The 11288-nt window shown below is 58.0% G+C and carries 9 protein-coding genes; 5 read left to right on the top strand and 4 right to left on the bottom strand.

Going from position 1 to position 11288, the window contains the following annotated elements; translation table 11 throughout:
* Window positions 1-6: 6 nt before the first annotated feature.
* The gene (locus ACGG9J_RS04340; protein ID WP_390133951.1) at window positions 7-909 is read right to left on the bottom strand and encodes a Dam family site-specific DNA-(adenine-N6)-methyltransferase; all 903 of its coding nucleotides are present in this window, start codon (window positions 907-909) and stop codon (window positions 7-9) included.
* 4 nt (window positions 910-913) lie between these two features.
* Complete coding sequence (locus tag ACGG9J_RS04335) at window positions 914-2161, bottom strand: DNA adenine methylase (protein ID WP_390133949.1); 1248 nt, start codon at window positions 2159-2161, stop codon at window positions 914-916.
* Between the two features lie 159 nt (window positions 2162-2320).
* Between ACGG9J_RS04335 and ACGG9J_RS04330 the strand changes: the two genes are divergently transcribed.
* The 3 genes from ACGG9J_RS04330 to ACGG9J_RS04320 all read left to right on the top strand — a co-directional run bounded on the left by ACGG9J_RS04330 (window position 2321) and on the right by ACGG9J_RS04320 (window position 4354).
* Window positions 2321-2554, top strand: coding sequence for a DUF2188 domain-containing protein (locus ACGG9J_RS04330; RefSeq protein WP_390133947.1), 234 nt, complete (start codon window positions 2321-2323; stop codon window positions 2552-2554).
* 203 nt (window positions 2555-2757) lie between these two features.
* Entirely contained in the window at window positions 2758-3567 is an 810-nt protein-coding gene (locus ACGG9J_RS04325) for a hypothetical protein (RefSeq protein ID WP_390133945.1), read from the top strand.
* A 31-nt stretch (window positions 3568-3598) separates the two neighbouring features.
* Window positions 3599-4354, top strand: a complete 756-nt coding sequence (locus ACGG9J_RS04320) for an alpha/beta hydrolase (protein WP_390133942.1) — start codon at window positions 3599-3601, stop codon at window positions 4352-4354.
* A gap of 6 nt (window positions 4355-4360) precedes the next feature.
* Here ACGG9J_RS04320 and ACGG9J_RS04315 read toward each other — a convergent pair whose 3' ends face one another.
* The gene (locus tag ACGG9J_RS04315; RefSeq protein ID WP_390133940.1) at window positions 4361-6586 is read right to left on the bottom strand and encodes a cation:proton antiporter domain-containing protein; all 2226 of its coding nucleotides are present in this window, start codon (window positions 6584-6586) and stop codon (window positions 4361-4363) included.
* Between the two features lie 519 nt (window positions 6587-7105).
* Between ACGG9J_RS04315 and ACGG9J_RS04310 the strand changes: the two genes are divergently transcribed.
* Both ACGG9J_RS04310 and ACGG9J_RS04305 read left to right on the top strand, forming a co-directional pair.
* Window positions 7106-9892 carry a cation-translocating P-type ATPase gene (locus ACGG9J_RS04310; RefSeq protein WP_390133938.1) on the top strand — a complete coding sequence of 929 codons (2787 nt, stop codon included), beginning with the start codon at window positions 7106-7108 and terminating at the stop codon, window positions 9890-9892.
* A gap of 59 nt (window positions 9893-9951) precedes the next feature.
* Window positions 9952-10380, top strand: coding sequence for a nucleoside deaminase (locus ACGG9J_RS04305; protein ID WP_390133936.1), 429 nt, complete (start codon window positions 9952-9954; stop codon window positions 10378-10380).
* Window positions 10381-10390: 10 nt separating this feature from the next.
* On the opposite strand, the gene ACGG9J_RS04300 is transcribed toward ACGG9J_RS04305, so the two are convergent.
* On the bottom strand, window positions 10391-11218 hold the full coding sequence (locus tag ACGG9J_RS04300; protein ID WP_390133935.1) for a sulfite exporter TauE/SafE family protein: 828 nt from the start codon (window positions 11216-11218) through the stop codon (window positions 10391-10393).
* Between the last annotated feature and the right edge of the window lie 70 nt (window positions 11219-11288).

Raw genomic sequence — 11288 nt, 5'->3', positions numbered from 1 at the left:
TCGTTTCTAGTAGTTGGTAATTAAAACCTCGTCAGTGCTGCCTGAACGCACTGTATTATAACTAGAATATGAATACGACATGTTCAGATGGTGAGTGTGGTATTTACTGGACCATTTTATCAAACTGAAGTTGGTCCTTCCTTTAAGTGTAAATACGTTACTTAAAGCAAATCGACCCCCGAGTTTGTCAATATCATCTAAATATTCAAATAGCTGTTGGTCATTGTTTTCGTTCCACAAAGTCGCTTCATTGTAAACAGCGGTAGTCAAAGAATACGGAGGGTCAGCATATACAAATGCATTTCGACCATAAAAGCCAATGTTGCTAAAATCATCGTTGCAAAAATGTATGTGTCTGGACTGGCTAGCATGTATGAAATCTCGCAGCTTTGCTTGCATACGTATATTGAAGTCCCGTTTCCCAACTGGATTGTTAAAAACTCCATGCTGATTAAAGCGCATTTGATTGTTGTACCCAAAAACTATCAGAGCATATAGCAGATCTAAATTTTCGTTGTTACTGCTGTCTCCGGAGTTATAATCGGAGCGCATACGATTAAATGCTTTTCGATTGATGTTTGCCAAGCCCTCTGATGAGTTTGCTTGATAATACGCATAGCCATATTTGTCTGTGTTCGATAGCCTGTACTGCTCAGCTATGTCTAGAATGTGTTTTTTAAATTCTGGGTATTGTTGATTGCTGACCCTTGATAGCAATTGAATGAGGTGGGTGTCAATATCGTTAGCCAGTATCGTTTCACAGTCAGGGAAGTTTAATGACACTACAGCACTACCGCAGAACAGATCAATAAAAGTGCTGATATTGTCATGCGGGAATAATGGCAATAGCTGAGGAAGTAAGCGAAATTTATTTCCGGGATAATTTAAGAATGACCTTATCGGCTTCATTGAACTATTCCTCTGTGTCAACTAGATACAGGTACTCTCGGTGGTCTTTTAGATGTGTTTTGCCGGTAGTATATGGGTGAAAAGGGGTAGAGAAGATTTGTAGCTTACCTCGTTTGGACAATATGTCCCGCATTTCTTCGTCGCTAATTTTGGCGTTTGAGCGCCCATTTCCTTTTTTCGCCATGTTGTTATAAGACACCAGGATATACCGCGTATTAAGATGTTGAATCAAATCGTCGAACGCAGATCCAGCTTGTGTAGTGCAATAAAGGCTTCTGGTGCTGCTTCGGTCCATAGCCTTACGGGACACCCCATACAATTTTGGTTTTTTCCATAGCACGATGTTTTCTAGCACATGATACGTATCGCCATATTGACGCGAATTATAGGGAGTATCTATATAAATTAGATCATTATAATCTAATTTTCGGACAAGTTTATTGGCGTCTTCTTGGTAGATTCTGGCAGAAGTGGACCTATTTCTTGATTTGTAGTCGGGTAATAGGAAGTGAATAGGTTCGATAGAATCCATAACTTTGCGATAAGCATCATAATGGCCTACGGTGTTGGCTATTTTATCCAATCCATAAATGAGAGAGGTAAGCAGTATATTTTTTTCGCGAGAGGATATATATCTTTGTGCTTCAATGTATTCGCGGGCAGAATCAATTTTCATAGCATTTTCTACGGAGAAATACCTGTCTCCATAATTGTGGGTTACATAACCGCGATGTCCTGGTAGGGCATTCATTTCATTAATCCAGTTTGTGATACATGAGGAGCGCACATGCTGAGCTCCAAAGAAACAGCTGTAGACCACGGCGTTCGAAGCTAATATATCGTTTACGGTGATCTGTGCACCATGTCTACGGAACATGTCAGCAACTGAGCCTGTTCCAGCGAATATGTCTGCAACAGTTGTCACATTGACAGTATGGTTATTAACGACCTCCTGAATAAATGGAAGTAGACGCGTTTTAGAACCTAAATATCTACGATTGCCAATGCTGAAGGTTCTTGGCGATGTCTGCTGCCTCGGGTGATTTCTCTGCGCATCGCCGGAGGAATGGCTTGTTATACGTTTTTTTAGTGATATTAATGCTGCCTGATCCCAGATATAATGACCTTTGTTATCGCGATTGATTTTAATGGCCCCATTTTTTGCCCATTTATAAAGGGTTTGTCTGGTAAGACCTACTTCTTGAGCTACAGCATTTGTAGATTGCCTTAAAGGCATCTGCGCATCGTTCATAGTTAACATTATCGGGTTGTCCATAGACAATTAGTAGACGATCAACTCAAGCACGTTCAGTTTATTGTTTCAGCGGATTCCGGAGTGTCGAAGCACGGTGCCTCAGGCCAGGCAGTGGAAGATAAGGGGGTACAGAGAAGTATGGAAAGGACGGCCATCATGGCTGATTATCACGTGCAATACGACGGGGAACGCGATCTCTGGACAGTCAAGCGGGCCGGAGCCTCACGCGTCTCCCGCACCTTCGCCACCAAGGCGGAGGCCACCAAGCAGGCCAAGGTCTTTGCAGACCGGTCAGGCGGCGGCGAGGTCAACATCCATAACAAAGGCGGCAATAAAATCCGCGACAAGCGCACCATAGGCAAGAAGGATCCCCGAGACATTAAGGGGTGAACGCTAACTGAGCTCTGGGACCTTTCACCGTCATCGGGCCTGTGCATATGTCGGACGTCGCGGTGATAAGTACCTATGCCCATGAACTATGCCCATCCATCAGCCTAGCGGGATGTTGGGATGGTGAAGCATTGGCTGCCCTCGCCTGTCTGCATGCGTCCGTCCCCATAGACTGAAACCAACCGTGAAAGGTGGCGAGGTCGATGGCCGATGGATTCAACCAGCTGGATCAGCGGCTGGCGGACAGCGGGTATGACGAGGGTCTGCCAGACTCCTACCCTCCTCGCCCAGACATTGATGAGCGTCCCATTCAGATAGCCCATGCCAACATCTGGAGTCGGTTTGCGGCGGTTACTGGGCTGGTCTCGGCCTTGGCGGGTGCGGCCTTGCTGGCTCACGCCATAGCTCCCTCCAGGCTGGGGGTCATAGGCCAGGTGGGCATCTCAGCCTGGGTGGGTGTTTCCGTGGCCTTTGCTCTGTTGACCATAATCCTGGTCGTCATAGCCCGTCACTCCGGAACAGTTACGAACCGGCCATCGGTGGGTTCGACGGGAATTATTCTTCTGATCTGCGGAATGCTCTTGACTGTGGCAGGACTGCTCATCGCCAACTCTTCCCCTAAGGGCATCATCAAGGCCCCTGAGCGTGACGAAGCGCCCATCAGCTCGCCCCAGGCCATGAGCGGCGATATCGACAAGGCTGCTGGCCAGTGCGCTTCAGGTTGGCATGACATCAGCCTAGGCGGATATGTGGGCATCTCCCAGGCTCGGTACTGCACTGATACGACCATGGCCTACGTAGTCTTTGACAACGATTCAGCGGCTTCCCTGGCCAAGGGACCCATCCGCGCCCACGTGCCTGACCTGCTCTCCCGCTACGGAGGCGGATTGCGGCCCCAGGACCTATGGCTGCTGACTGGCAAGCGGTGGATGGTAGTGGGCGGCAAGACCCAGGTGACCGGACTGCAGGGCCAGTGGGGTGGCCAGGCCGAGCCGCTCATGAGTCAGCATTGAATGACTGGACCGGTCGACTATCGTGGCAGGTATGGATCAAGCGCAAAAGAATGACGGCGGATTGGTAGGTCGGCCCTCCACGGTGGTGCCCGGACGTTTTGGGCAGGAGCTCAAAGTCGAGCAGGTCCTTTGGTCCCGCAAGCGGGGCACAGCCAACCCCTCGCGGCCCATTTTTGTACTCATGCACGGCTGGGGTTCCAACGAGGAGGACATGGCTGATCTGATGCGTTACGTGGCCCCCTACAATGACTACGCATCCCTGCGAGCGCCCATGGTGGTGCCAGGCAGCGAGCGCGGCATGTTCGGCCCGGGCTACACCTGGTTCCACGATATGCGTCCCGAACAGGAGGACCTGGATCGGGACGGCTACGCAGCAGCTCGGGCTGTGGACGCCTGGGTTTCAGCCAACATCCCCGAGGATCGACCTGTGGTAGTCATGGGCTTCTCCCAGGGGGCCATGCTGGCTGTTCACCTGCTTCGGGTCAACCCTGAGCGCTACCGGGCCTCCATATGCCTGTCCGGATTCCTGGCCCCGGGCCTGGTGTCCGGCACCGCTCCGGCGGATGAGCGCCTGGCTGGCTTGAACAAACCGGTCTTCTTGGGCTTCGGTTCGGATGACACCACTGTGCCCAAGTACGAATTCCGGGCCTTGGCCGCCTGGCTGGACGAGCATGTATGGCTGCACACCACTGAGTACGACCACTTGGATCATGCCGTCGACATGCGCGAGTTGAATGACCTTCGTCAGTGGCTGGGCGAGATTGATGTGACCTCAGGCCTTATGTAGATCGGTTCACAGGGCCGAATCAGCGTCGACCTGCATGACGTAGACGTTGCGGCGCATCTTCCTGGCTGTCGTGCGCGAGATCTCCCCTGATTCGACCATATCCTGGATCTGGCTCAGCTCGATGGCGTACCCCTCGCGTTTGGCCTCCTCCACCTGATCTCTGACGGCAGGTATGCCCGCGTATTCGGTTTTCCCCTCCGCTGAGGATTCGATCATCTGGTGATTGATGATGGTGTTCAGCAGGTCCTCGGTCTTGAATCGTCCCTTGCCTAGCTCGGAGTAGAGCTTTTCGATCAGGAAGTGGTTCATCTCCGCCTGCAGGTGGCGCCCGGCAACGAAAACTCGGTCCTTATCGATCGGCTGGGTCAGGTGCTTCAGGCGGTGAAACTGGCTGTGCAGCAGACCCCTGATTCGCCGACGAGCCGTGTAGGCTCTCCAGCGGATCTCTCCGCCCCTGTCCAGGTGGAAGAGGGACCCGGATATGGTGGACAGGATCCTGCGGGCGGCCTGCTCCTGGCTGCGCAGATTCAGCAGCTCCTCCTGGTCATCGCCACGTTCGCCGCGTCGGTCGATCAGCTGGGCATCGGCATCCCTGTCTGCTACGGTCTCGGCCTCGGTGCTGGGTTCGACCTCAGTCTCAGCCGCAGACTGCGCTGATACAGGTTCCTGCTCAATACTTGCGTCCTCGCTCTTGAGCTTTTCCTCCAGCTGATCCTGAGCCTGTTCGATCCGGCTCAGCCGCTCCTCCATGTAGTCCTGCTCCCACTCCATGGTCTGCACCTGCAGATCCTGGAAGTCTTTGGGGGAATACTGCCCGATTCGCGACTTGAGCTTGGCGATGCGGTGGTTGTACTGCTTGATCACCTGCTGGATGGCCAGCCGGTTCTCGTCAGTGATCCTGCTGGAGAGCTCCCGTACAGTGCCTCTGAGCACCTTGATGGATTTTTCGACCTGCTGGGCTGGCACCTCGCTGCTTTGGGAGGGGGCCAGCAGCGGCAGGGCGAAGTTGGCCAGTACCAGGGTGACGATGATGACTCCGGCAGCCACGAAGATCAGCTCGCTGCGCATGGGGAAGGCCGACCCGTCGTCGGTCATATAGGGGATGGTCAGGGCCAGAGAGAGGGTGATGGTCCCCTTGGGGCCGCCAAAGGTCATGACGGCCGCTGACCTCAGGAGCTTGGATGTGATCTTTGGCCTGCTGCCGGTTTCATGGTCCTTGGTGAAGATCAGGACGCTGACTGTCCAGAGGAAGCGCAGTACGATCACAGTCAGGCAAACCAGGGTGATGGTGGCCACCAGCATCCAGTTGCTGACCCGCTGGTCTCGCCAGCTGGTGCCCATGGCCGCCGGCAGCAGCATGCCCAGAAGGACGAAGACCGCACCGTTGAGGCTGAAGGAGAGCACCTTCCAAACGCTGGATGAAACGATATTGGCCTTGGAAGTATTGGGTCCCACTCCGGTGTGGTCGAAGCGGACCAGCAGACCGGTGGAGACCACGGCCAGGACTCCGGACACATGCAGAATGTTCTGACCAACCATGTAAATCAGGAAAGGCAGGAAGAGCTCCAGCAGAATCCTGGTAGTGGTGGTTTCCCAACCCAGGCGGCGGGCGGATTCGAAAAGCCAGTTGACCAAAAAGCCCATGATCAGACCGAAGCCGATGCCGCCCACAAACTCGAGGAGAAACTCGCCTAGGGCCCGGGGCAGGGAGAAAGAGCCGGTCACAGTGGCCAGGATGGCGAACTGGAAGCCGATGACGCCGGTGGCATCGTTGAAGAGCGATTCACCTGCAAGGATTGAATGTTCGTCTGGCGTAAGGTCGGCGCTCTCACCCAGGGAGGAAACGGCCACGGCATCAGTGGGGCCTAGGGCGGCACCCAAGGCCATGGCTGCGGCAAGGGGGAACATGGGCCAGGCAGCGTGCAGGATGACGCCTACCATGAGCATGGTCAGAGCAGCCAGGCCAATGGCTAGGGAAAGGGATGATCGCAATCCCTTGAGCAGCTCCACCTTGTTGATGGTGTGGGCCTCGTAGTAGAGCAGGGGCGCGATAAAGAGGACCATGAACAGCTGGGGATCCAGCCGCATCCGAGGGAAGATGGGCAGCAGAGCCATGACTGCGCCCAAGACGATCTGAACCAGGGGGGTGGAGATCCGCGGAATGAATCTGGCGATGAAGGAAGAGACGAGGACGGCAGCAAGTATGCACAGAATGAGGATGAATGTTTCCACGGGCTTCCTTTCCGCCACGCAATCCCGGGCGGGCTTCCGCAGGCCCGACTAGCAGGGTTCGTTCGACCAATGAAGGAATCTTCGAGTGCAGGGTCGCATGAGGATCGACGTCGCATAGTCCATTATACGGAATGGCGATATCCAGGAACAGTATTGATGGACAATGTGCGCTAAGTTGACACCTCAAGTCAAAATGGTGGACAGACGGTGCTCGCGATAGGCGAACATTTGTGAAAATCCGGCCCGGGGACCCCCGTAAGCGCATGAAAGGCCGGCTCAATCGGTATACTCGTGAAGACCGGGAAGGCTCCGAACCTCCCAGCGGGCACTGCTTGCGGCGGCTGACCTGGAGCCCCATCTCTTGACCCCGGGGACTTGCATGCACGCTATTGTTTCCCCGATGCTTTTGGACATCCCCCGGTCCAAAAGGAAGATTGCAAGAACGACTGCAGAGGGTCGCATGCGGGGACAAATGACCGATCCGGTTTGGAAAGGCCAGGTTGACCGATGACATCATCCATGACATCTACAAACATTACGAATCAGAGCGCAGCGGCAGCAGGGGCTGACATGCGTTTCGACGACACCGTCTGGCACAGCCTGGAGACCTCGGCTGTGCTGGAGACCCTGCACACCGGGGACCAAGGTTTGGATACGCTGGAGAGCGCACGCCGACTGGAGCTCTTCGGGCCTAATAGCCTGGATGAGGCCCAGGCCAAACCTCGCTGGAAGCTCTTCCTGGAGCAGTTCGCCGGCCCCTTGATCGCCGTCTTGATGGTCTGCGGCATCATCACCATTTTTCTGCAGCACTATGTGGACGCTGCGGCCATCTTCCTGGTTCTTTTTCTCAATGCCATCATCGGCTATGTGCAGGAGTCCAAGGCTGACAAGGCCGTGGAGGCCCTGACTACCCTGTCCACCCCCACCACACGGGTGGTGCGCCAGGGCCGGATGGAGCAGATTGACGCCGACCAGCTGGTCCCGGGCGATCTGGTCCTGCTGGAGAGCGGCGACCGCATCCCCGCCGACCTGAGGCTGATCGAGGCCCTTCACCTGCGCGTAGACGAGGCCATGCTGACGGGCGAAAGCGAGGACGCCAAGAAGAATACAGACCCCGTGGATCGCGATGCAGCCCTGGGCGACAGGCACTGTATGGCCTTCTCAGGCACCATGGTCACCAGCGGCCGTGGCAGAGGTCTGGTGGTGGCCACTGGCTCCGATACCGAGCTGGGCGAGATCAACGATCTGGTCCATGTGGCCAAGGGCCGCACGCCTTTGCAGCGGATCATCCACCGCACCGAGTTGGGCATCGCCGTCGCCGTCATCCTGGTGGCCATCTTCGTCTTCATCGGCGGAGCCATCCTCAATGGCGATGCTACGGGGGCCTTCCTGTCAGCAGTTTCGCTGGTGGTGGCCTCCATGCCCGAGGCCCTGCCCATCGTGCTAACCGTGGCCATGGCCTTGGGCGTCTCGAGGATGGCTGAATACCATGCCATCGTCCGCTCTCTGCCGGCGGTGGAGACTCTGGGCTCCATCACCGTCATCGGCTCGGACAAGACCGGCACGCTGACCCAGAACCGCATGACCGTGGAACAACTCACCCTGGGCGGCGGCCAGCCGGTCCCCGTCGAGGGCATGAACCTGGACGCAGCGGCCGTATCCGACGATGACCGTATGCGCGGCCTGGCCGCCCTTGCTCGGGCCGGGGCTCTGACCAATGAGGCCCACCGGCAGCCGAATGAACAAGGCGGCATCGAATACAGCGGCGACGCGGTCGATATGGCCATGGCCCGCCTGGCCGACCAGACCGGAGCCGTGACTACCGAGGACTTGGACACTCCTATCGTCCTGGAGACCCCCTACGAGCCGGAGCTGCTCCATTCCATGACCATCCGTCGCAGCCCGGACGGCACCCTGACCCAATATGTCAAGGGCGCTCCGGACGCGATCATGGCCATGAGCCGAACCATGCTGGACCCGAGCGGCCAAGTCATTCCCCTGGATACTCAGGCCGTCCACAAGTCCTACGAAGCCATGGGTTCCCAGGGGCTGCGGGTTATAGGCGTGGCCAGCAGGGTCCTTTCCTCTGATCAGGACCCCGCCTCCCGTCGTCGACCTGACGATCTGACCTTCCTGGGACTTGAGGGTATGCTCGACCCGCCTCGACCCGGCGTGCGCGAGGCTATCGCCGAATGCGCAGGGGCCGGCATCCGCGTGGTCATGATCACCGGCGACCACCCGGTGACCGCAGCCGCCATAGGCCGCCGCCTGGGTCTTGAGCACACCGATCAGGCGCTGACCGGCAGCGAGATGCTGGAGATGAGCGACGAGGTCCTCCGGGCCCGTCTGCGTGAGACCTCCATCGCTGCCCGAGTCTCCCCCCAGGACAAGCTGCGCATTGTGGAAGCCCTGCAGGATGAGGGCCATGTGGTGGCTGTGACCGGCGATGGCGTCAATGACGCCCCTGCCCTGAAGGCGGCCTCGGTGGGCATCGCCATGGGTCGTTCCGGCACTGACGTGGCCCGGGAGGCCAGCGATGTGGTCCTGACCGACGACAACTTCATCACCATCACCCAGGCCGTGCGCCAGGGGAGGGTCATCTTCAAGGCCATCCGAGGGTCCGCCTACTTCCTCCTGTCCACGGCCGCAGCCGCCATGATCGCCGTGGGGGTCAATGTCATTGCCGAGGAGCCCCTGCTCTTCCTGCCCCTGCAAATGCTCTGGATCAACTTCGTGACCAACGGCGTCCAGGACATCGCCTTGGGATTCGAACCGGGCAACGGGGATGAGCTGGAGTCGCCCCCGCGTTCGGCTGGAGAGGGCCTGCTCTCGCGGGTGCTTTGGGCGCGACTTGCCGTCTGCGGACTCTGGATGGCCACCTGCATCCTGGTCCTCTACCGCCTCAACATCAACGCGGGGATGGATCTGGCCCATGCCCGGACCATGGCCCTGACCCTGTTGGTCCTCTTCAACTTCTTCGTCGCCATGTCGGCCAGGTCCGAGAACAGGTTGATCTTCCAACTCAATCCCTTGGACAACACCTTCCTTCTGGTGGCCTCGTTCGTGGCCCTGGGCATCCATGCGGGGGCCATGTATCTGGCCCCGATTGCAGGCGTTCTGGGCATGGCTCCCTTGAGCGCAAGCCAGTGGCTTATCTGCCTGGGGATTGGGCTGACGGTCCTGATCTTCAGCGAGGGCGACAAGATGGTTCGTGCCTTCCTGGCCAAGCGGGGCATCGACACGTCCGGGCGGCCCAAGAGCCACCTGCACCATGTGCGCCGCCGCATCGCAGGCATGATCAACTGAACCGACCTGTCGGGCTGAACTGCCAGACTGAATCCGTGCAAGAACGGTGGAAGGCGCCCATGGCGGAGGCCCTGCGGCTGGCCGGCATAGCCGGCGACCGGGGGGATGTGCCCGTGGGCGCCCTGGTCTTGGATGCCTCGGACCGGGTCATCGGCCGGGGCTTCAATCAGCGGCAGGCCCTGGGCCGTCCCCTGGCTCACGCCGAGATGGAGGCCATCGGGAAATCCGACGCGGGCTGGGATCTGGCAGGGTGCACCATGGTCGTCACCCTGGAGCCCTGCCCCATGTGTGCTGGAGCCCTGATGGCCTGCCACTTCAGCAGAGTGGTCTTCGGCGCCTGGGATCCCAAGATGGGGGCCTGCGGGTCGGTCTGGGATCTGCCTCGTGATCCGCACACCGGGACAAGGGTCGAAGTGCTGGGCGGTGTGTGCGAACAGGCATGCGCCGGGATTCTTGCCGATTTCTTCGCCCAGCAGCGCCAGGGCTGAGTTCTGTTTCTCAGCGGTGGCTGTGATTGGACATGTACCGCTGGAAGGCCGGGGTGACCTGGAGGGCCGCCCAGATGCAGCGCAGGACAATCAGGCAGAGGTAGGCGGCGAACAGATTGGCGCCCACTCGCGCGCTGACCCCTGAAGCCGCCCAGGTGCCCACCGGCGTGGTCAGTGCGGCCACGATGCCCAGAAGCAGTCCCTGACCGGCGTGAACCAAGTGGTGGCGCAGGTTGGTGAACGTTCCTGATAATGAACTGGGCAGGATGGCCAGCAGAGAGGTTCCCCTGGCGATCAGGTCGCTGGCGCCCAGCAGGGCCAGGGCCGGTACTGCGATGGCTCCGCCGCCGACGCCTAGCAAGCCGGACAGGGTTCCGATCAGGATACCGACCAGCAGAATGATCAGGGCCACTGCCGGGCTCAGCTGGATGCTGCTCTCCCTGGAGGGTGTGGACAGCAGCTGCTGGGCAATGACGGCCATCAGGAAGCCCACGTAGAGCCACCTGAGCATCACCTCTGGAAGCCGGTCCAGCAGCCAGGTGCCGATCTGCGCCCCAATGACCGTGCCCACGGCCAGCAACAGGGCGGCCAGCCAGTCCACATGCCCACCCAGTGCGTAGGAGGCCACCCCTGCCAGCGACATGGGGATCATGGATGCCAGTGAGGTGGCCGAGGCCTGACGTTGCTGCAGTCCGGTCCAGACCAGCGCAGGCACGATGATCGATCCGCCACCGATGCCGAACATGCCCGACAGGAATCCGCTGATCACGCCCACCAGGATCAGAATGGCCAGCGTCCGCCGGTCCACCCCCCCGGCTCCTCTCTGCTCTTTCTGCATGGATTCCAGCCTAGGTCGACGTCTCCATCGGGATGGCAGGATGTCCGCGTATGTTCGAGGGTTTCCGATC

It is taken from the genome of Bifidobacterium apicola (assembly GCF_042846865.1).
GTDB classification, from domain to species: domain Bacteria; phylum Actinomycetota; class Actinomycetes; order Actinomycetales; family Bifidobacteriaceae; genus Bombiscardovia; species Bombiscardovia apicola.
Note: the sequence above shows the minus strand (reverse complement) of the source record. Positions and strands in the feature narration are given on the sequence as shown.

Coding starts and splice junctions, on each gene's coding strand:
- ACGG9J_RS04300 (WP_390133935.1), bottom strand. CDS start 11,218: ATGCAGAAAGAGCAGAGAGGAGCCGGGGGGGTGGACCGGCGGACGCTG.
- ACGG9J_RS04330 (WP_390133947.1), top strand. CDS start 2,321: ATGGCTGATTATCACGTGCAATACGACGGGGAACGCGATCTCTGGACA.
- ACGG9J_RS04325 (WP_390133945.1), top strand. CDS start 2,758: ATGGCCGATGGATTCAACCAGCTGGATCAGCGGCTGGCGGACAGCGGG.
- ACGG9J_RS04305 (WP_390133936.1), top strand. CDS start 9,952: ATGGCGGAGGCCCTGCGGCTGGCCGGCATAGCCGGCGACCGGGGGGAT.
- ACGG9J_RS04320 (WP_390133942.1), top strand. CDS start 3,599: ATGGATCAAGCGCAAAAGAATGACGGCGGATTGGTAGGTCGGCCCTCC.
- ACGG9J_RS04310 (WP_390133938.1), top strand. CDS start 7,106: ATGACATCTACAAACATTACGAATCAGAGCGCAGCGGCAGCAGGGGCT.
- ACGG9J_RS04335 (WP_390133949.1), bottom strand. CDS start 2,161: ATGAACGATGCGCAGATGCCTTTAAGGCAATCTACAAATGCTGTAGCT.
- ACGG9J_RS04340 (WP_390133951.1), bottom strand. CDS start 909: ATGAAGCCGATAAGGTCATTCTTAAATTATCCCGGAAATAAATTTCGC.